Source organism: Hydrogenophaga sp. RAC07 (assembly GCF_001713375.1).
In the GTDB taxonomy this organism is placed as follows: Bacteria; Pseudomonadota; Gammaproteobacteria; order Burkholderiales; family Burkholderiaceae_C; genus Hydrogenophaga.
Window position 1 is genome coordinate 2,593,226 of record NZ_CP016449.1, and the last position, 21,111, is coordinate 2,614,336.

9 protein-coding genes are annotated in these 21,111 nt (G+C 69.9%); 3 read left to right on the forward strand and 6 right to left on the reverse strand.

Translation table 11 applies throughout. The annotated features are described in order from the left end of the window. Positions 1-59 precede the first annotated feature (59 nt). Genes kynB through kynA form a run of 3 tightly spaced genes read left to right on the forward strand, consistent with a single transcriptional unit; the run spans position 60 to position 2,829 of the window. Entirely contained in the window at positions 60-689 is a 630-nt protein-coding gene (kynB, locus tag BSY239_RS12080; RefSeq protein WP_069047068.1) for an arylformamidase, read from the forward strand. Then, positions 686-1,963, forward strand: a complete 1,278-nt coding sequence (gene kynU, locus BSY239_RS12085) for a kynureninase (RefSeq protein WP_069047069.1) — start codon at positions 686-688, stop codon at positions 1,961-1,963. Before kynB ends, kynU begins: the two co-directional genes overlap by 4 nt. A 2-nt stretch (positions 1,964-1,965) precedes the next feature. Continuing rightward, a complete protein-coding gene (gene kynA / locus BSY239_RS12090; RefSeq protein ID WP_069047070.1) occupies positions 1,966-2,829 on the forward strand; it encodes a tryptophan 2,3-dioxygenase in 864 nt (287 codons plus the stop codon). A 27-nt stretch (positions 2,830-2,856) separates the two neighbouring features. Here kynA and BSY239_RS12095 read toward each other — a convergent pair whose 3' ends face one another. From BSY239_RS12095 to BSY239_RS12120, 6 genes are read right to left on the reverse strand one after another with little or no spacing between them, the layout of a single operon-like run. After that, positions 2,857-4,305: a hypothetical protein gene (locus BSY239_RS12095; RefSeq protein ID WP_069047071.1), complete on the reverse strand. Its 1,449-nt coding sequence runs from the start codon at positions 4,303-4,305 to the stop codon at positions 2,857-2,859. Then, entirely contained in the window at positions 4,302-4,931 is a 630-nt protein-coding gene (locus BSY239_RS12100; RefSeq protein WP_069047072.1) for a hypothetical protein, read from the reverse strand. The genes BSY239_RS12095 and BSY239_RS12100 overlap by 4 nt, the downstream gene beginning before the upstream one ends. Positions 4,932-4,941: 10 nt before the next feature. Further along, positions 4,942-12,708, reverse strand: coding sequence for a hypothetical protein (locus BSY239_RS12105; protein WP_069047073.1), 7,767 nt, complete (start codon positions 12,706-12,708; stop codon positions 4,942-4,944). Then, entirely contained in the window at positions 12,708-14,654 is a 1,947-nt protein-coding gene (locus BSY239_RS12110; protein ID WP_069047074.1) for an ATP-binding protein, read from the reverse strand. Before BSY239_RS12110 ends, BSY239_RS12105 begins: the two co-directional genes overlap by 1 nt. Continuing rightward, positions 14,651-16,234: a hypothetical protein gene (locus BSY239_RS12115; RefSeq protein ID WP_069047075.1), complete on the reverse strand. Its 1,584-nt coding sequence runs from the start codon at positions 16,232-16,234 to the stop codon at positions 14,651-14,653. Before BSY239_RS12115 ends, BSY239_RS12110 begins: the two co-directional genes overlap by 4 nt. A 13-nt stretch (positions 16,235-16,247) precedes the next feature. Next, the gene (locus BSY239_RS12120; protein WP_069047076.1) at positions 16,248-21,086 is read right to left on the reverse strand and encodes a hypothetical protein; all 4,839 of its coding nucleotides are present in this window, start codon (positions 21,084-21,086) and stop codon (positions 16,248-16,250) included. Positions 21,087-21,111 lie beyond the last annotated feature (25 nt).

The following is a 21,111-nucleotide window of genomic DNA, read 5'->3' on the forward strand; positions in this document are numbered from 1 at the left end:
AGGCTTGTTGGGATTAACCGACACCACGGTTTTTTTCACGGTGCTACCTTCAGCGCACCATGAAAAAACGCTGGGACATCTCCCCACCCATACACGCCCATGCCCCGGTGTTTCCGGGCGACACGGCCTACACCCAGACCTGGGCCGCCACCATCGGCCCGGGCTGCCCGGTCAATGTGAGCGCCATCACGCTCTCGCCCCACGTGGGCGCCCACGCCGACGCGCCGCTGCACTACGACGCCAACGGCGCGGCCATCGGCGAGGTCTCGCTCGACGCCTTTCTCGGCCCCTGCCGCGTGATCCACGCCATCGGCTGTGGCCCGCTCGTGAAGCCAGAGCACATCGCGCACGCGCTCACCGACCTGCCGCAACGCGTGCTGCTGCGCGTCTATGAACACCAGCCACAAGACGCCTTCGACAACGACCTGCCCGCCTTCGCGCCCGAAACCGTGGAGCAACTCGCCGACCTTGGCGTGCTGCTGATCGGCATCGACAGCGCCAGCATCGACCCGGCCAACAGCAAGACGCTGGACAGCCACCAGACCATCCGCCGCCGCGGCCTGCGCGTGCTGGAAAACCTGCTGCTCGACGACGTGCCCGAGGGCGACTACGAGCTGATCGCACTGCCCCTGAAACTCACCACCGCCGACGCCAGCCCCGTGCGCGCCATCCTCCGGGAACTCCCATGACCACCACCCTCCAAGACTGCCGCGCACTCGATGCGCAAGACCCGCTGCGCGCCCTGCGCGACCTGTTCCTGTTGCCTGAAGGCACCATTTACCTCGACGGCAACTCGCTCGGCGTGATGCCGCGCAGCGCCCCCGCCCGCGTGGCCGACGTGGTCACCCGCGAATGGGGAGTCGACCTGATCCAGAGCTGGAACAAGAACGGCTGGTTCGCCATGCCCGGCACAGTGGGCGACAAGATCGCACGCCTGATCGGCGCGGCACCCGGCACCGTGGTGGCCACCGACAGCACCTCCATCAACCTCTTCAAGGTGCTTTCCGCCGCGCTGAACCTGAGCACCGCCGACCACCCGCAGCGCAAACGCATCGTGAGCGAGCGCAGCAACTTCCCGACCGACCTCTACATCGCCGAGGCGCTGTGCAAGGAGCGCGGATTTGAACTGGTGCTGGTCGAGCCCGACGAGATTGCATCCGCCCTCACACCCGAGGTCGCTGTGCTCATGCTCACCCACGTGAACTACCGCACCGGCGCCATGCACGACATGCCCGCCATGACCGCCGCCGCCCACGCCGCCGGCGCGCTGATGCTCTGGGACCTCGCGCACAGTGCGGGCGCGGTGCCGGTGGACCTGAGCGGCGCGGGCGCCGACTACGCCGTGGGCTGCGGCTACAAGTACCTCAACGGTGGCCCGGGCGCACCGGCCTTCGTCTGGGTGAACCCCCGCCACACCGACCGCTTCTGGCAACCGCTCGCCGGCTGGTGGGGCCACGCCACACCCTTCGCGTTCACACCCGACTACCAGCCCGCGCCTGGCATCACGCGCTACCAATGCGGCACACAACCCATGATCAGCCTGGCCGCGCTCGACTGCGGCGTGGACACGCTGCTGGCCGCCGAAGCCCTCGGTGGCATGGCCGCGCTGCGCACCAAGTCGCTCGCGCTCACCGACCTCTTCATCTCGCTGGTGGACGAACGCTGCCAGGGCCACGGCATTGGTCTGGCCACACCGCTGGACCATGCACAACGCGGCTCGCAGGTCTGCTTGACACGGGATGAAGGCGCGTATGCCATCGTGCAGGCCCTCATCGCACGCGGCGTGGTCGGCGACTTCCGCGCGGGCGATTCCGGCCAGCACAAGGACATCCTGCGCTTCGGCTTCACACCGCTCTACATCGGCTTCGAAGACGTGTGGCACTCGGTCGAACACCTGAAACAGGTGCTGGAGAGCGGCGAGTGGCGGCGCGACGAGTTCAACCAGAAACACGCGGTGACCTGACCATGTGCCCGCACAACCACTCCGAACCGCAGAAGCCCGAAGACATCGTGCGCGAGGAAGGCGCGCAGCTCGACTTCAGCCGCGACATGAGCTACGGCGACTACCTGCAGCTGGACAGCATCCTCAGCGCACAAAAGCCGCTCTCGCCCGCGCACGACGAGATGCTCTTCATCATCCAGCACCAGACCAGCGAACTCTGGATGAAGCTCATGCTGCACGAACTGCACGCAGCCATCCGCCACATCGCGGCCGACGAACTGCAACCCGCGTTCAAGATGCTCGCGCGTGTTTCAAAAATCATGGAGCAACTCGTGCATGCCTGGGACGTGCTCGCCACCATGACACCGCCCGAGTACAGCGCGCTGCGCCCCTACCTCGCGCAGTCCAGCGGCTTCCAGAGCCACCAGTACCGCTGCATCGAATTCGCCATGGGCAACAAGAACGCGGCCATGCTGAAACCGCATGCCCACAGCCCCGAGCGGCTGGCCGTGGTGCAGGCCGCGTACGCAGCCCCGTCGCTGTACGACGAAGCCCTGCGCCTGCTCGCGCGCCGCGGCATTGCCGTGCCCACGAGCCACACCCAACGCGACTGGACCCAGCCCTACGAGGCCAGCGACGCGGTCGAACAAGCCTGGCTGCAGGTGTACCGCAACCCCAAGGAACACTGGGATCTGTACCAGCTCGGCGAAGAGCTCACCGACCTCGAAGACACCTTCCGCCTCTGGCGCTTCCGCCACGTGACCACGGTGGAACGTGTGATCGGCTTCAAGCGCGGCACCGGTGGCACCGGTGGCGTGAGCTATTTGCGCAAGATGCTGGACGTGGTGCTGTTTCCCGAAATCTGGCGGCTGCGCACCAACCTCTGAGCACCTGTTGCCCGCCCTGCGCGATCATCAATCGCGTTGCAACAGCACAGGGCGCAACAGCGCGAGCCCATCGGCGGGCTGCACCTGGCTGGGCAAAGGGCCACAGCGGCACACATCTCCAGTGGAATCGACAGCCCACTCCGCGTGCTCGCCATGGCCCCAGGTGCCCCAGGGGCCGGGACACTGCGCTGCATCGTGCTGCCACCCGTTGCCCCAGGGGTACAGGCGCCCGTCGTTGCCGCGCACGGTGCCCAACCATTCCGCCACGCTGGGCAGGCGCCACCGCCCCGCCTCGCCATCCAGCCAGGCTTGCACAGCCGCCGCGCTGAACAGCCGCGCGCCAGTGTCTGCCTGGACCGGATCGACAGCCACATGAAAGCCCGCCACCTGCAGCAGCTCGATGGGCCCGGACAGACCATCGCCCCGAAATGCCGGCCCGTCCGGCACCCACACCGTGGACAAGGACGGCGCTCCGTCGCACGGCTGCGGCGGCACCGACGGCACGGGCGTGGTCAGTGCGTGCACCATCAACGCAATGTGGTCGGTCACGTCCTGTGCAGCCAGAGGCACCTGCAGACACTGAGCCAAACGGTCCATCACCTGCAGCTTTGGCGAGGCATGTTCATCCAGCACAGGCGGCACCCGGCCCGCCAGCAAGGCGCAAGCCACCCGCCGCAGTTCGCACAGCAAAGCACGGTCTTGCACGTCCGGCCCATCGCGACTCACCGATGGCAGCGCACAGTGTTCCACCAGCCCGGCCAGTGGCCGAACCCGCCACCGTGTGACCCCGATGATGGCGCCCACGCGCACCTCCCAGTCGGGGTCGGCCAGCGCAGCGCGCAGCACCGATGCCACACCCGGCGAGGCGCCCGTGTTGTCATTCAACAGCCAGCGAAGGATTTGCCGCCGCAACCACGCGGGGCCGAAGGCGCTCCACAGCGGATGCGCGCCCTGCCGCTGCGCTGCGGCTTCGCGCATCCATCGGCTGCCCTCGCTCAACAGACCGGGCAACAGGTGCTGCATGGCCGCCACGGCCTCGACCCCTATCGCTTCCTCGGCGCGGTGACGCAGGTGTGCCAGCGGCGCAAACAGCGCGGGGTCGCGCATCAGGGCGGCGGCGCGGATGCCTTCGATGACCACCCTCGCATCGACCGCCGCCAGCCGCTGCGCCACCGCCTCGCTCGTCCAGGCCGGCAGTTGCGCCAGGCTGGTCAGCTCGGCCTGCTCCGCGTCACCGACATGCAGGATCAGGATGAAGCCGTCATCGACCAGCTCGGCATGCCCGCCGCGCCGATTCGTCCACTGGCCGACCAGGCGTTCGTCGACTGGTTGGGATGCCGGGGCTGGCAGGTCCTCGATCGTCTGCCAGCCAAGGGATTCGAAGACCTTGGACAGGCGCTCCGGCGGGGTGCTCCGTTCCAGCACAAAGACCCTCTCGGTGGTCCCCGCGGGTGGGTCGGTGGCCATGGCGTTCATGGTGCCCTCGCGCGCAAACCAGCCACCACCGCTTCGAACCTTGGCACCAGGCGCTGCGGGTCCCAGGCCTTCACCCAATGCACGCGGTAGGCATCGACCAGCCTGTCCAGCCCCGCCGGGTCGTGCAGGCTCGCCAGGGTGACGCCGCGCAGCACCCGGCGCACTTCGTTGCGGCAGTGGACGCACGGCGCCGCAGGGTCGGCGTTGAACGCCCGCTCCATGGCCACGGGGTCGCGCAGGCGGCTGAAATGCGTGGCGCCCGCATCGCGCAAAAAGGCCACGAAATCGTCCAACGCGGCCACGAGCGCTTCGGGCGAGTGGAGCCGGCGGCGGAGGTCGCCCGTGATGCCGCGTGGCCGGATGTCCCCCATGTGCGTGATGGTGGTGGGCGTGTCCAGCCCCGGCCCTCTGCTGGCGGGGTCCAGGCGCGCCAGCAGGCGTTCGACAGCGTCCTGGCGGATATTGAGCGAAAAATCGAGCTGGGTCTCGCCGGGGTGCTCCACCGTCATCGGCACGATGGCGTCAAAACCGCCGCGCCAGTCGCGCCGGTACACCGCCGGACCGGCACGAGTGAAGCCATGCGGCAACAGCAGCTCGTCGAGTCGGGCCAGGAAGGCGTGGTTCATGGGCAATTGCTCAAGGCGGGGGCGCGTAGGGCATCACCCGCACCGAGCCATCCGGGTTGTTGGTGTGGATTTCAATGTGGGTGTCGAGCTGGATGTCGTCGCCGTCGGACAAGCCGATCTTGTTGGCCGAATTCTCACTGACCACCCTCACCGACCGGATGTCGCCATTCGCGATCTCGGGGTAGGCCAGTGCCTGGCCGCGGGTGTAACCCGGTGTGCTGCCATGGCGCGCGATGCTGGCGCTCTCCGAGAACTTGGCGTCCACGATGCGGAAGGTGTCGGGGCCGGTCTGCACCAGATTGTCCGGGACGATGAGCACCCTGCGCCCATCGCTCAGCGTCACTTCCAGCCGCACCTGCTCGGCCACCACGGTCCCCGGGTTCTGCTCGCGCAGACTGGCACTCACAAAGCCTTCGTGGGTGCGCCAGGTCGCCAGGTTCTCCGCCAGAGTGACCTGCTGGCGCATGCGGGCCTGCAGGCCCTCGATCTGCGCATCCAGCGCCCTGATGCGGGCATGGTCGGGGTGGCTGGTGGGCGGGGTCATCCAGCCGTGTTGCGCGAGGATGCGGCTTCGCTCTGCGTCGATCCGGGCGATCTCGCTGTGGGTGGCGCGGATGGCGGCGTGCTCGCCGCGCGCCGCGCTGGCCTCCGACAGCGCACGTTGAAGGTCCTCGCCGGCCCGAGCAGCCTCCGCGCGTGCACGGCCCACGGTCTTGCGGGCCTCGTTGAGTTCGTGCGCTGCGCGCCGACGGGCGAGATCCGCTTCCGCACGACGTGCCGCGGGTGCCGTTGCGAGGTCTTCGCCGGCCGCGCGCCGGCGTGCTTCGAGCTCGGGCAGCGAGGCGCGTGCATCGGCAGCAGCCACGCGCTGGCGCGCCGATTCCACGCGTGCGTCGGCCGCCTGAACGCGTTGCTCGGCGGTGCGCAGATGGCCTTCGCGACCCTCGCGGCTGCGCACACGCGGTTCGGCGACCGTGCGCCCGTCAGGCACCGTTGGCGTGTTGCCCGCTTCACCAGCCATCGTGTGCGGTGCAGCCGGTATGCCCGCATGCTCCGGCGCGCCGGCCTCGATGCGGCTGGCCAGTTCCGGGTCTCCCACGGTGCGCGCCGCACTGCGCATCAGGTCCCGGTAAGCCTGGCTTTCCGGCGGAACCCAGCGGTCCTCTGTCGGGTCCCGCCGGGCCACCGGCGTGCCTTCGTGCTGGGTACGCCACCACACGAGGTAGTCGTCGAGCGTACCGATGGGCACCACCTCGGAGACCGCAACCGGGCCATCCACGCCCCCGGCCCCGCGCCCGATCTCCAGATGCATGCCGTGCGCGTCGACGACGATGGCGACCCGCGTGCGCTCGCCGTTGATGATCGATTCGACAAACTCGACGTGGGGTGTACCGCCCGGATGGGCATCGGCAAATAGCGCCATCATCGCGAGGTGAAGGTCCTGCTGCGCAGGCAAGGTGTAGCGCAGTGCACCTTCCGCGTTGGGATGGAAGTGCATCACCGTTTCCCAGGATCGGCCGGCGCCACCGGCGGGCGGAGCCACCGAGTTTTCGCGTCCCAGCATCACGTGGTATTCGCCGGTCATGCGGTCGCGGGTCAGGATCGCTTCGTACTGGTTGCCGCCTTCGCTCAAGGCCCTGCGGTAGGCCGCGTAGGCCTCAGCCGGGTCGTGACCGCGCCAGGTGCCCTGGGCGTCGAGCTGCGGCTCCGGCCCACGCCATGGCAACGGCGGCGGCCCTTCGCCACGGATGGCCGCGCGCATCTGGTCCAGCCAGCGCTGGTGGGCAGCGTCGAGTTCGGCGCGCGGTGGAACCACACGGCCCTCGGCCGCCACGAAACCCCGCCCCGGGCTGAGGTCCATCTCGGCCAGCGTGCGCGTGTGGGTGGCCAGTTGCTCGCGCAGGTGAGCCACGTCCGCCTCGATGTCGGTGCGCTGGCGGATCGTGAGGTCCGGGCTCGATGCCTCGCGCATGCGCGCTTCAATGATGTCGGGCAGCTTGCGCAGCTCTTGCCGGGCCTCCCACGCACGGGTGCCGGGCGTGGGCTCACCGTGCAGGAAGGCCCAGTCGGCGAAACCGTCCAGCAGGTGGCGCACACGACCGTAAGCGCCATGCAGTTGCAAGACATTGCGCGCGGTCTCGACGTGCAGACGGATGTCCGCCGCGCGCGCGCCCGGACCGACCACGATGCGGGGCAAGGGGTCGTGCTCGACGCGCACGGTGCGGGGCGGCAACTCGGGATCGATTTCCACCGGCAGGCGCCCGCGCAGGTCGCGCGGCAAGGCGGCGCGTGGATCACCCACCCGGCCGCCACTGCCGGGCTCCACGTTGCGCAAGGTGGCCATGTGCGCTTCCAGCTGCGCCCGCACCGCGTGCGGGGAAGCACCTTCGCGAACCACCACATGCACCTGACCATCGCGCACCACCACCGTCGCGTCACCAGTGCGCCATTGGTTGACGCGACGGAACTCGAGGTCGCTGACCACCGTCACCGGCAGCTCGGCCGCCAGCGCGCGATCACCGGGGGGCAGGGCATCTTCGAGTTGCGTGGCCACCTCGCGCCGCACGGCCTGCTGGTATTCCGCTTCGCGCATGGCACTGTGGAACTCGCGGTCGATGTGGGCCTGGAACTCGGCCTCGGGCCGCCCCGGGTGCGTGACCTGCCATTCGGTCATGCGGGCGTGGTACTCGGGCGAGCCCGGCGCCACCCGCTCGGGCAGGCGCAGGTGGGTGTCCACCCCCAGGCGCGGCATGGCCAGGGCGCCGCGGATGTGTCCAAAGCCTGCACTCGCACCCGAGAAGCCCAGCCCCATGACCAGACCCGGCCCCAAACCCTGGGCGGTGCCGGAGATCAGGTTGAGCAGCGGATTGCCGGGGCCGCTCCAGGTGTTGTCGTCCAGCGCCACGGCCATCGCCGTGCTGGGCAGGGACTGTACAAAATTCTCTGCTGTCTGCGCCATGGCGTGCGCGGCACCGCGGCTGAGCAGCGAGGCTTCTTCGGACACCATGCGCTGCAGGAAACCGCTGGGCCGCAAGCCGCGCGTGACCAGGCCTTGCTCGCCCAGATGCGCAGCACCCCGGTTGAGCGCGCCCACGCCGCGTTGCCAGGCGCCGCGCAAACCGGTGGCCGTGGCGCTGCGCACCGCGCCGGCGCCCGCAGGCCGCGCCAGACCCAGCAGCCGGTCACCCATGCCGGCGGTCAGCGCGGCCACCACCGCATCCACCAGGCCGACCCCGATGTCGACCGCGATGTCCTCCCAGCCGTAGGCGTTGCCCTTGAGCAAGGCCTTGGTGCCCATGGTGGCGGCGGTGGAACAGAGCGACGCAATGATGGCCAGCGCCACCGCACCTGCGGCGCCGCCGGTGAAGATCGAGCCCACCGCACCGACCACCACCGCCACCACGATGCCGACCACGGTGGTGATCGAATCGACCATCGCGTCGCTGCGCTGGCGGTGGTGCTCGATGGTCTCCTGCATCAGCGCGTTCTGCGTGTCGAAGTCGGCCAGCATGCCGTCGCGGGCACGCCGCTGGGCTTCTGCGTCGCTGCCGGGTGGCGGCGCCCGCATGCGCGCGGCCATGGCTTCCAGATGCGCGAGTTGCGCCTCCATCACGGCGCGCTCTTCGGTGGCCAGCAAGGCCCCCACCCCGTTGGTGGGGCGCTCGAATTCGACCCGGCGGCGCATCTGGGCAATCTGGTCGTCGATGGTCTCAGCCGCACCGTCCAGCGCGATGTCCACGTCCAGCCACTCGCGCCCGCTCATCTCGGAGGCGGCAGCCTCGCGCAGGGTTTCGCCGTCGTGCTCGCGCTGCCAGCGCGCATCCAGCTCGGCGATCTCCGCGCGTGTGAGGCCGGCAAATGCCCGCGTTGCAGCACCTTCGTTGGTCCCCACCCCCCGCGTGGCGTAGTCGAACGTCTGGTAGGGGTCGAGGTACCCGCCCTGGGCGAGCAGGGTCTTCGCCTGATCGTTGGACACGCCACTGGTGCTCTCCAGAATGGCGGTGCGCGCGGATTCGCCGTAGCGGTCGCTGTACTCGCTCTCCATGCGATCCAGATTCGTGCTCGCCACGTCACGTGCACGCGCGATCATTTCGCGCTCGATCGTGCGCTCTATCTCCTGCTGCTCGGCCCAACGCTCGGCGGCGGTCATCACGCGCCCACTTGCACGCTCGCGCGCATCAAGCTCGGCCATCAGGGCACGGCGCCTCTCCGGTGCGTAGTCCAGGCGTTCGGCCACCAGCGCGCGGTCGTACTGCGAACCGACGGTTGCGTTGATGACGTCGTCGTCGGCATAGGTCAGCGAGGTGCGTTCGATGCGGATGCGCGCCGCATCGGCCGTGGCCATGTCGTTGCGCGACAAGGCGTGCAGATAGTCCGCACTGGCGCGTTCGTTCTCCGGCGTGCTGCCCCAGAACAAGCGCTCGGACCGCGTGCCGGCGTCGATGGCCTCGTCGAGCGTGCCGGAGGTCTCGGCGTAGCGGCCGTTGTATTCGCGCTCGATGCCCGCCGTGCGGCGCGAGATCTCTGCCTCCATCCAGGCGCTGTCGCGGTTCTCGCGCGTCGCCTGCGCCTGAACCTCGCGGCGCACGCGCTCGTACACCGAGGCCACGGTGGTCGTGGTCGACGAGTGAAACCAGGAGCCACTCAGTTCCTGATCGATCTCGATGGCATCGGCCAGTTGCAGGTTGCCCGCCAGCTCGGCCTCGGCGCGATCGGCCTCCCAGGTGCCCACGGTCGCCCAGTCGTCCAGCTCACCGCGGGTGTCGGTTGCCAGCTCACGCCCATAGCGCTCGCGGTAGATGCGTGTGACTTCGGCGCGCTCTTCGGCGTTCAGCCCGCGCAGGGTGTTGTGGATCGTGTCTTCATCGGTGCCCGCGCCTGTGCCCAGAAAGGTTTCGTGCATGGCGCTGTAGAGCGCCGCCGCAGCGGCCTCGGCCCGGTTGCCCGACAGCAGGGCTTCGGCGCGGTCCCGCTCGCCACCCGACAACTCGTCGCGAACCTCCGAGTCGAGTGACACGCCATAGCGCCGCCGGTAGACGTTGCGCAGCGCCAGCGACTGCACGCGGTTGAGGCCATCGAGTGCGGCATACACCGCGTCTTCGTCGGTGCCGGCTTCGCTGAGCCAGCCCCAGTTGCCGTGGAAGGCCGCATACAGGTTGCTGGCCAGGCCGTGCACATCGCGCCCGACCACCTGGCCGATGGTGGCGTACGGAACCTCGTTGTCGGCCAGAAACGTGTCTTCGATGCGCGAGATGAGGTTGGCACGGCGCTCGTTCCAGATGCGTGCGCGCGTGAGGTCCGCGACCATGGTGATGGGATCGACGCTGCGCCCTTCGGATTGGGCGCGAAAGAACGCCTGCACGATCTGCCGCTGATCGCCGGTGAGGCTGTTGAGCTGGGTTTCCTGCTCGGCGGTGATGCCGCGATCGGCGGCGCGCGAGAGCCGGTCGATCAGGTTCAGGTCCGTGACCACCTCGCTGGCGTGCTGCTGGTTGAGCTGGGACTGCCAGGCCTCGGTGTTGGCGTGGGCCTGGTCGACCCAGTCGTTGACCATGTTCCAGAGATCGTCCCACCACGAACGAGTCTCGCCGCTCTCGGATTCGTCCCAGCGGCGGATCTCCTCGCGCGAAGCTTCAGCGGCGTCGCTGGTGGCCGTGCGCCAGCCGTTGGTGTTCTCGGTGACAGTCTGCTTGAAGCCGCGCACCGCGGTGCGCACCATCACCGCACGCTCGTCGGCCCAGGTGTTGCTGGCAGCCACCAGGGTGTTGATCTCGATCTGCGACAGACCACTCTCCTGCACCGGTGCCGATCCGGTCTGCGTGGTGTAGATCTCGCGCAGCCGCGTCTGGCGCTCGGCGGGCAAGGCGGCCATGGCGTTCAACTGAAAATCGTCGACCTGCGCCGCCGCCCGGTAGGCGTCGATGCGCTGGGTCTGCGTGTTGTCCAGTTCGCGGTCGCGGTCCTCCTTGGCGCGCCGGTAGGCGGCATCGATTTCGGCCGTGCGCCGTGTCACCTGCCCCAACAAGCGGTCGCGTGTGGCGTGGATGTGATCGGTGTGGGACTCGCCGGTGCTGGAGGCAGACACCGCATCGGCGGTGGTGTTGATGCGCTCTGCCTCGCTGGCGATGGTGGACGACAGGCCGTCGTGCGCGGTGCACACCAGCGTGCTGGCGTCGGTGGTGCTGCTCATCAGCTCTTCGCGGGCGGCCAGCTCCTCCTCTTCCAGCACCGCGTGGCGTTGCGCAATGGCTTGGTCCAGGTCGCCAGCGGCCACCCCCGCCTGGCGCGCGATGTCGCGGTACTGGGTGTTCAGTTCCTCGGCCAGGTTGGCCACATGGGGATCGTCCCCGTACCCGGGCAGCTCGCGGTCCAGCGCGCCACCCGGAAACGCGGCCGTGCGGGCGCGCCCCACCATGTCCTGCGCTTCGCTCTGCGGTCGGGCCAGCAGCCGTGCGAACACATGCGCCATCTGGGTGCGCGCAGCCGGAGTCGGCGTGGGCACCGGCGCGGGCGGGTGCGGCACCAGGGTGGTTTCGCCGGATGCCGTGGGCGCCACTGGCTCGGGGTTGAGCATGCGTTCGCGCAGATCGATCAGCGGCTGGCGCGGATCGTCCGGCATGGACATTTGCGGGCCCTCGTCCAGCACCTGGTGCGCCGCGCGCAACTGCTCGGCGGACACCGGTCGTGCGCCCAGGCGCGGCGTGTTGCCCAGCGGGGTCTGGTACAGCACCACGAAGCCTTGCTCGGGCAGCGTGTGGCCCGCAGTTTCTTCTACGCGCTCGATGGCCTGCGGCACCGGGTTGTCCTCGGCCACCTCGGGCGGCAGGGTCATGCCCTCGGGCACCGGTGGCATCAGTTCGGCAGCGGCGTCGGGCACCGTGCTTTCGGTGAAGCGGATCTCTTCTTCGCGGGTCGCTGCGGCGGTGGCCACAGCACCGCCGCCCCGCGCGATGGCCGGGCGCGGCACCGCTGCTGCGCGCGCGCTCACGGCGGCCTGGAAGTCCGCCATTGAGGTGGCCTCGGCAGGCTCCGCACCACCCGCTTCGGCTGCAGCATCGCCCTCGGCCATCGGGTCCACTTCGCCCGGCACGTCTTCGGCAGGCGCGTCCTCCCATGCAAACTCTTCATCCGCCACGGCCAGCGCTTCATCGAGCTCGGGCTCGCCTCCGTCGTCCAGCACCGCCTCCGTGTCAGGTGCCAGGCCGAGATCGGGGTTGTCAACGTCACCAGGCTCTGCGGCATCGCCCACCGCGTCGGTCGGTGCGGCGTCGGTCGGCACAGCATCGGTGGCCGGTGCGTCGCCGTCAGCGGCATCGGTGCGGGAGACATCGTCGGTGGCCACGGCAACCGGCTCGTGATCGGGCCCCGGGGTGTCGGCCACGGGCGCTGCCGGGTCGCTGCCGGCATCGACACGCGCAGATGCCGAGGGTGCGTCGACCAACGTTGCCACGTCGGCGGGAGCCTCCACATCCACATCAACGTCCGGGATCGGCGCTGCATCCAGCCCCGCCTCCAGCCGTGGCATTTGCTCCAGCGGTGAAAACCCGCCCTCCTTGCGCGCGCCCGGAATCTCCACCACCCGGGCATCCGCCAGCGTGCCCTGCATGACCAGATAGGGGGGCAACGCGGCGCGGGTGTCCGCCAGCGCGGCCTCCAGTTCCGCGTCCAGGCGGGAGCGCAGCAACGCACGTTCGTGTTCTGCGGCCGGGTCGGCAGCGCCCCGGCGGCGGCGGCGCGAGGGGTCGCGCTCGCGCCGCCCCGTCGCGTGCTCGGCCATCAGCCACCTCCCGGGCGTTCGCTCAACCCGGCGGGCAGCTGCTTGCCCAGCTTGCGGTACTCGGCCGTGATGCCGCGCAGCACATCGTCGCAAGCCACCGGGCGCCGCTCGGCACGCGCCGCCACAGCCGCCATCAGGCAGGCGTTGCGGATGTGGCCGCCCGCCAGATCGCAGTTGGCGGCCAGGCGGTTGAGGTCGGCCATGGCCAGATCGTGTGCAAGGCCCAGGTGGGCCAGCCAGAGGTCGCGCCGCTCGTCCGCTGCCGGCATCGGAAATTCCAGGATCACATCCAGGCGGCGTGTGAATGCCGAATCAAACCGCGCCCGGCTGTTGCTGGTGAGATAGACGATGCCGTCATAGGCCTCGATGCGCTGCAACAGGTAGTTGGTCTGCTGGTTGGCAAACCGGTCGTTGGCGTCTTTCACATCGGTGCGTTTGCCAAACAGCGCATCGGCTTCGTCAAACAGAATGATGACTTCCGCGCTTTCAGCACGCGCAAACAGCTCACCCAGGTTCTTCTCCGTCTCGCCGATGTATTTGCTGGTGACGCTGGCCAGATCCACACGGTAGAGCGGCATGCCCAGCCGGGTCGCCAGCCAGGCGCAGGCCAAGGTCTTGCCGGTGCCCGATGCGCCCACCAGCAATGCGCGCACGCCCGCCCGGTAGCGGCTGCGGGCAGCGATGCCCAGGCCATCGGCCAGGCCTTCGCGGGCTCGGCAGCGCGCGGCCAGGTCCTGCAGATCGCGCCGCAACGCGGCGGGCAAAACCAGCGCGTGTTCGTCGATGTCTTCGGGCATCAGCTCGGCCAGACTGCCCAGAGCGCCCTGCCCCGATTGGCGCGCCACCTGCGCCACCGCCGACAAGGTGACTGCTGCGGCGCCGGACGTCTGGGTGGCGCTGCGCGTGGCGCGCGCGAGCTCTTCGATGCGTGCGCTGCAGTGGCGGTGTGCCGCGCCCAGTTGCCACGCGCTTTCGGGGTCTGCCTGGTGCCAGCGCCACAGCGCCGCCCGCTCGTCGTCGCTGGGGATGGGCACCGTCCACGACGGCGCGCACTGCCCGCGCAGATCGGCGTTGCCCTCGGGACCACACGCCACGAGCAGCGGAAAACGGCCCACCGCGAAGTCGGGCAACGCGCGGCGCTCACCCGGCGCAAGCTCGGCCAGCAGCACGGGGATCGCGTCGTGCAGCATCAGCCAGGGCACCACGCCCGGCGGCGGTTCCCCGTGGATGAATGCGGGCCGTTTGCCCAGCGCCTGCGCCACCGCAGCACACACCGCTCGGGCTTCGCGCGGATGTCCGCTGCGCACGATCAGGCACTCCGAAGCGCCCAGGCGGCTTGCGCGCTGGCCAGCCTCGGCGAGGATCCCGGGTGCCAGCGGCGCCAGGTCGCGGGTGTCCATCGACACGTTGGGCCAGCGCCCGGCACCGCCCGACAAGGCCAGCACCAGCGGCACAGGAATGTGCAGGCGCGCGTCGGGCAAGGCACGCTCATGGCCATCGAGCTGCAGCAACCCGCTGGCCAACGCCTCACCATCGAGCAAGGCCGCCAGCGATTGCATGGCAGAGCGGCCACAACGCGCATCCAGGCTGGCCAGCAAACCAGGGCTGGGGCTGGCGGTGCGGTCGCCGCCCTGCAACCACGCCAGCGCACGGCTGGCATACGCGTTGGTGCTGACCGCGTGGCACAGAACCAGCGCCATGCACTCGGTGACGTTCAGCGACAGGCGGTGTGCGATCTGCGCCAGCGCGCGGTCTTCGTTGACCGGGTGGGCCAGCCATTGGGCGACCATGGCGCCCGGATCGGCTGGGCCACCGGCGAACAGAGCCGACTGGGCGTACAACCACTGCGCGGCGGGCGGCGGGCTGTTGCCGTCTTGCGGCGCGAGCAAGGCGAGCAGGCGGGTGGCCAGTGGAGGAGCCAGCGCCGGCGTGAGCGGCGCATTCACGGCGTGCCCTCCGTGGTGTATTCAAAGCGGACCACGCGCTGCAACCAGTCCACCCAGCCGGGGTCCACATCCAGCCCGGCCCGACGCACACGCAGGTCGGCGGCAGCAAGCGAAAAGCGGACATCGATGTGGGTGGCTCTCCAGCGAACGCGCGCCGGGCGCAGACACAGCCGGGCCAGTCCGATACCGATGCGCTCCACGCGGCGCAAATAGCGGCTGCAGGCCAGGCGCCAGCGGCGCGCCATCTCGTCGGCTTGCACGCTGCTGGCGGGATCGTGCGCGATGTCGATGCCCTCGTCACGCCACAGCGCAGGTGCTTCCCAGCGGGTGGATGACCGCGGCGGTGGCATGGGCAGGCTGGCCACCAGGGCCCACGCGGCATCGTCTGCGGGCACACGCATGCGCTGCAACATCTGGCGCAGCACCAAGCCCGCCAGCGGTCTGCCCGCGTGTTGCCGTTGCCACTCGCCAAAACCCAGGCGCTCCAGCACCGGGATCAGGAACAGCAGGCCACCCACACCGGTGGGCGCCAGATCGTCAAAGGCAACCTGGGTCGGTGGCGCCATGGCGTCGGCTGCCCCGGCAGCGTGGTCTGCCGCAACCAGCGACCTTGCACGAACCTGCCGCGCAGCGGGTGGCGGGTTGTCACGCACCCTCTCTTCGCTGGTTGCCGCTGGCGGGCGCGGTGTGCTGGCGATTGGTGGAGCCGATGCGGTGGACGGTGCCACCCGCACGGCCACCCGCCGACGGCTTGCAGGTGCCTTGGCCGACGTTGAAGATGCTGGTGCTGCTCCGGGGACGGTCACCACCGCGCTGGTGGGCACCCAGTTCGCCGCACGCAGCACGGCATGCACCCACAGCGGGGCTTGCAGGTCTATCTCGGCGCTGCGTCCCTGTGCCCTGGCGCCGCGGTAGCGAAACCCCATCGACCGTGATGTTTCAAGGCATGTAGCAGGTTCCAGCGGCTGACGTGCGGCAGCGGCCCACTCCCGCTCCACCACAAGCACCTGCCGCTGCACGCCACCGATGGCCAGCAAAATGGCCGACGTTTCCTCCGACACATGTCGGATCAGCCACGGCGCGTGGCCGGCGGCGACGGTGTCGGCCACCAGCGCGGGCAAGCTGACCGGAGCGATCTCCTCGCGGGCGAGGAGGGCCACCACGCTGTGCAGAAATGCCGGGTCGCTGGCCGCCAGCAGCACGCCCGGCAAAGCCAGGCGCCAGTGCCACGCGTCCAGGCTGCGCCCTCCGGCGCGGCGGCGCACGGCAGCCTGCGCAGCCTGCAGTCGGCTGGCGAAGTACACGGTGTGCGATTGCTCAGCCGCTGCCTGCTCGCCGTGCACCCAACTGCCACCTGCGGCCAGCACGCGCTGTTCGATCAGCAGCGACAGGCTCTGAGACGACAGACCGGCCGGCAAGCGGCCGAGATGCAGCCGGCGCACCAGCAGCACACGCTCGCCCGCATCGGGCAGGCTGGCGCAGCGCAGCGCGTCTTCCAGCCGGTGCACCGCACGCACCGCGGCCTGGGCGCTGGGGGCGCGCAGGTGCAGGTGTTGAACGGTGCGGTCGGCGGCACCCATGACGCAGCCCGCCTCAAACCTTGAACAGGCCGGCCTTGCGTGCCGAGGCACTGCTCAGCACCTTGGCCTGGTCGAAGTGCACGCGCACGTCGGTGTCCAGGTCGATCTGCACGCTGCTGGTGTGCACCAGCCGGGCCGACACCTCGCCCTGCCCCACGTCTTCCACCATGGCGCGCGCCATCAGGGTGTTGCCCTTGTAGATCATGGCCTGCATGCCCACGCGAAGGCGGCTGTGGTCCAGCGCGGTCAGCGGGATGCGGCTGCCCACGCGCACCGCAGTCGCCGGTCTGGGCATGCGCCCGGCCACGATGCGGCCCACTGGTGCGTGGCTGGCCAGCAGCAGCGCCATGCGCACCACATCGTTGATGAGGGCCACCGCCGCCTCGTTCGTCGGTGGCACCTGGTCGAACAGGAAGTCGACGTAGGCCTGCATCTGGCGGCGGTCCACATAAGGGATGCTGCTCCAGCGGGGCAGGCCGCCCAGGTTGCGCAAGTTGGGCGCTTCGTCGAACTGCGACATGACCTCGGCCCACTCCAGGCGCACCGCCGGCAGCACGCCGGAAAACTCGGCGTGCAGGCAGGCGCACACGCCCGCGATGCGCTCGAAGAGTTCACTCGCGCGGCGCGTCACCTCACCCTTGCCGTGGTCCCCATCGATGATGTCGCCCAGCGAGATCACGGCCTGCGCTTCGCGCTGCACGGTCTGCCACGAGTTGGCCGAGAGCCGCTGGATGTCCAGCCGCTGCACGGCCTCGGCGCGCACCGCAATCGCCTGCGTCTGGCGCACCAGCATCTGGCCGATGTGCACACCGAGCTGGCCCGCTGCTGTGTTGAACGTGGGCATCACGCGCTGCGTGATCACGGTGCTGCGCAACTGCGCGCTCTGCAGCGTGCGCAGCAGCAGTTCGGGCCGGTCGATCTTCTGCAGGATGGCCGGTGCGCCCACAAAGTGCGCCGCCGGTGCTTCGCGCAGCACCTTGAGCATTTCATCGAGTTCGTCGGGCACATCGTCGTGTTCGCGCAGGCAGGCCGGCACCGGCGCCTCCAGCAGGCCGGGGTCGAGCACGCGCCGCGGTGTGGCCAGCAGGTTGCTGCTCTCGCGCGGGCGCACGAAGGCGAGGTACTGCACCTCTTCGGCCAGCACGCGGCTGCGCCGTGCGTTCACCGCCTCCACGCGGGCCTTTTCTTCTTCGAGCAGTGCACGCGCCACACCCACGTCGTGCCGCGCTTCGGCCAGTCGGTCGTCGGCCTGGCGCAGGCGCATGTCGGCCGACCGGATGTGTCCTTGCAGCGTGGCCAGGGCCTGCTCACACCGCGTGAGCGCGCTGCGGTAGGCCGCCAGGCGCCCTTCGAGCTGGCGCAGGATGGCGATGGTGTTGTCCGAGAGCGCCACGGTCTGCGTGAACAGCGCGGACTCGTCGGCGTCTGTGATGGTGGGCGCCACCAGCAACTGCGCGAGGCGGTCGCTGTTGCCGTCGAAAAAGCTCAACGGCTGCCGGGGTCGCCCGTCCGCGGACACGGGAGCACCCTTGAGAAACGGGTCGTCGGGCAGACCACCGATCTGGAAGTCCCTGAACAGCGCGGGCTCCGTGCCGTTGTCTTCGGCGGTGAATTGCCTGAGCAGGGCAACCAGCTCCTTGACGGTGCGTTGCCGGTTGGCCAGCGCGTAGTCGCGCGCTTCGGTGGACGGCGGTTTCTTCAGGCGCTCGGCGATGGCCGCGGTGCGCACCTCGCTCAGTCCCAGCACCGGGTTGGCGTAGACGATGTTCACCGGTGCGCTGGGCGCCATCAGCAACTGGATCTGGCTCTTCTGCTGCACCTGCTGCACCGGGCTCACAAACGCCACCTGCTGAAACGCGCCCACCAGCGCCCGGGACACCGGCGCCGGTGCGGGCGCCGGCGGCGTGATGGCGCCAGCGGGCCGCGGCGCTTTCACCTTGGTGATGAACTCCTTGATCTGCACCTGCACATTGAGCGCGCTGTCGGACTTGGCGATGGAGGCCAGCGCGGGCGAGATGGCCAGGCGGCTTGCGTCCGACGTGGTCATCATCATCTGGCGGATGCGGTGCAGGTCGACCTGCATGTGGGTGAAGCCGAAGTCGGTGATGTCGTCGGCCCGGTCGATGCGCGCACGCAGGTAGGCCATGAAACCTTCCAGTCCCCGCAAGGGCAACTGCGCCTGCTCACGTTCCGACAGGGCCGTGATCACCGGATCGGCCATCAGGCCGGCCACCGCACTGGCCTGCCCCACGCGCGCCGCCGGCGTGGGCTCGACCATCTCCAGCGGCGTAAGCCAGGTCCAGCTGCCCAACAGGCTGGCGCCAGCGGGTGGCGCGCCCGAGAACCAGACCGTCTCGGCCCGCACACCGGGCGGACTGGTGGTGGCCTGCGCGATCCTGCCGCAGCCACCGAAGGCCGCGCAGCCGTCGAACAAGGTGAAGGCAATGCCGTTGATGGCCGCTGTGCCGATGGCGAGCTCGCTGGCCGGCACCTCCAGACGCACCCACTCACCGAGCCTGGGCAGCGCGCCCTGGGGCCGGCGGCTCGGGCTGTTGTTCACGCCCCAGGCGATCAGGTCTTCGCCCCAGTAGGCGCGCCGGCCATCGGTGTTCCAGTTGGGCCCCACCTTCCACTGGATCATGAGTTCGCGCGGCGGCCGTGTTGCATCCAGGTAGACCCAGACAAACAAGTTGTCGGTGGACCCGATGGCACCCAGCGTGGCGGTGGCGCCCTCCAGGTAGTGTTGGTGGATGCCGGGCTGCGCGGCCTCCACATGGCCACCGCCGGCCGGCACCAGCGCGGGCTGCGTGGGCTGCAGGCCGTCGTTTGCTTCGAACGGTGCCCACAGGTCGTTGTGCGAAAGCAGCTGCCAGGGCTCGTTGCCGTCTTGTCGCGCGCCGGTGGGCAACACGTGGCCGAACCAGGGGCGCTCGCCCGTCCCCGGTGACCGCGCACCCGTGGGGCCGAACGCCGCGCGCCCGTCGAACAGATCGAACGACACGCCATTGACGGCCACGTTGGCCAGGGCCACCTGGCTGCTCGGCACCTCGATGCGCACCCAGCGGCCGGCGGGCGGCAAGTCGCCGACATGAAAATGCCCCGCCACCTTGAACGGGTGTGCGCCCGTGGCAGGGCGGCCCCAGGTCAGCAGCGGCTCGCCCCAGTAGGCGCGGTGCGCCCAGCCGGTGGCGTCGCGCCACTGCAGCATCAGACAGCGCGGTGGGTTGTCCGGGTCCAGGCAGACCCAGGCGTACATCGCTTCGGCCGCGGTGGGCGTGAAGCCTTGCAACGCGCCATCAAACAGGTGGGCGTGGGCGCCGCTCTGCAGCGTGCTCACGTGCCCGCCACCCGGCGGGGGTGGACCCCAGGGTGCGAGGCTTTCTTCGTCCAGCGCCAGCGGGTCGTCGTCCCACTCGGGCACCACCTGCGCTCGCCCGGTGAGTGCACGCACCAGATGGGCCTGTTCAAGGCGCAGGCCTTGCCGCCCGCCGAGTTCGCGCGCGCGGCGCTCGGTGAACTCGGCCAGCGCCTCGGCGAACGCCGGGTCCACCACCTCGGCGTGCAACAGCCTGGGCTCCCACGAGGCCTGCGTCACCGGCACCAGCAGGCGCAGGCGCTCGGGAGCCGACAGGTCGAAGCTGGCCAGCGGCGCGGCCTCGCGCATGGCCAGGTCGAGCTGTTCGATCGGCACCGGCACCGCGTCGAGTTCAAAGCCGGGCGGAAAAAACGGGCTGCTGAGCGTGGGCTGGGTGAGCACGGTGGAGAGGTCCAGCGCGCTCCTGGGCATGAGCCCGCACGGCGGCAGGCGCAGGTAAGGATCGGCCAGCACGTTGGGCGCGGGCAGCGGTTCGGGGGTTTCGGCCATCTGCTGCGCAAACTGTTCGATGCGGGCCTGCCACAGCGCGGGCAGGCGGCTGTTGGCGCCGAGCGCGCCGCCGCTCAAAGCACCCGTCAAGCGCTGCAGGCGCGACTCGCGTGCGCGACCTCCCTGGCGCACCACCGAAGCGCGGTCCACCCACTGCACCGTGCCTGCGTCACTCAGGCCCACCAGCGCCAGCGGAACGCCCCAGTCTTCCCACGGCAGCGCTTCGCCATGGCGCAGCGCGGCTTCGGCATCGAACACGGTGTGGGCCAGCGCGTTGCGCAGCCGCAGCGTGGTCAATGGCAGCGCGCGCCACTCCACCGGCCAGGGGTACCAGAGCAGGCGCGTGCCGTCGTGCATGCGCCAGTCCTCGAACGCGGCCACCGGGCTGTCGGCGTTGCCGTCCTCACCACAGGGGCAGCGGTCGCAGGGGTCGGTCGGGTCGAACTCGGCGGTGTCCACCAGCACCGGCTGCAGCACCAGCACGCCCACGCGCGGGAAACGGTCTCCCGCGCTCGAGCGCAGGTCGACCAGCGTGATGCCGTCGGGCACATCGCGCGCATTCACCAGCCCCAGGCCGTCGGGCTCCAGCGCCTCGCCCGGCCCACCACCCTGCACCTGCAGCCAGGCCGGCGGCGCCACCACCGGCAGGTCGTCAAGCCGGCATTCGGTGCGGCGCACCAGCACCACGTCTTCACCGCTCACCGCCAGGCCCTGGCCCGGTTCGATGAGCAGGCGCGTACCGCCGGAGCCGGGCAAGGCAAACACCTCCAGGCCGCGCACCACGCCTGCGGTGAGCGAGCGGGCGCGGTGCTGCAGGTGCCCGGCCTGCCAGGCCTGGCGGCCCTGCAGTGTCGCGTCGGTGAGCGTGCGCCCGGCAAACAGGTTGGGCCGGCGGCGCCAGTCGGTCGCGGCCCGGCTTGCGTCTTCCGGCGACAGGGCCACCACACGCTCGCCCTGCAGTGGTTGGTCAATGCGTTCGATGCTCACGTCGGGTCTCCCGGGTGAAGATGGG

What these genes read in the sequence shown, in the direction of transcription:
- kynB (WP_069047068.1), top strand. Translation starts at nt 60, where the DNA reads ATGAAAAAACGCTGGGACATCTCCCCACCCATACACGCCCATGCCCCG.
- kynU (WP_069047069.1), top strand. Translation starts at nt 686, where the DNA reads ATGACCACCACCCTCCAAGACTGCCGCGCACTCGATGCGCAAGACCCG.
- kynA (WP_069047070.1), top strand. Translation starts at nt 1,966, where the DNA reads ATGTGCCCGCACAACCACTCCGAACCGCAGAAGCCCGAAGACATCGTG.
- BSY239_RS12095 (WP_069047071.1), bottom strand. Translation starts at nt 4,305, where the DNA reads ATGAACGCCATGGCCACCGACCCACCCGCGGGGACCACCGAGAGGGTC.
- BSY239_RS12100 (WP_069047072.1), bottom strand. Translation starts at nt 4,931, where the DNA reads ATGAACCACGCCTTCCTGGCCCGACTCGACGAGCTGCTGTTGCCGCAT.
- BSY239_RS12105 (WP_069047073.1), bottom strand. Translation starts at nt 12,708, where the DNA reads ATGGCCGAGCACGCGACGGGGCGGCGCGAGCGCGACCCCTCGCGCCGC.
- BSY239_RS12115 (WP_069047075.1), bottom strand. Translation starts at nt 16,234, where the DNA reads ATGGGTGCCGCCGACCGCACCGTTCAACACCTGCACCTGCGCGCCCCC.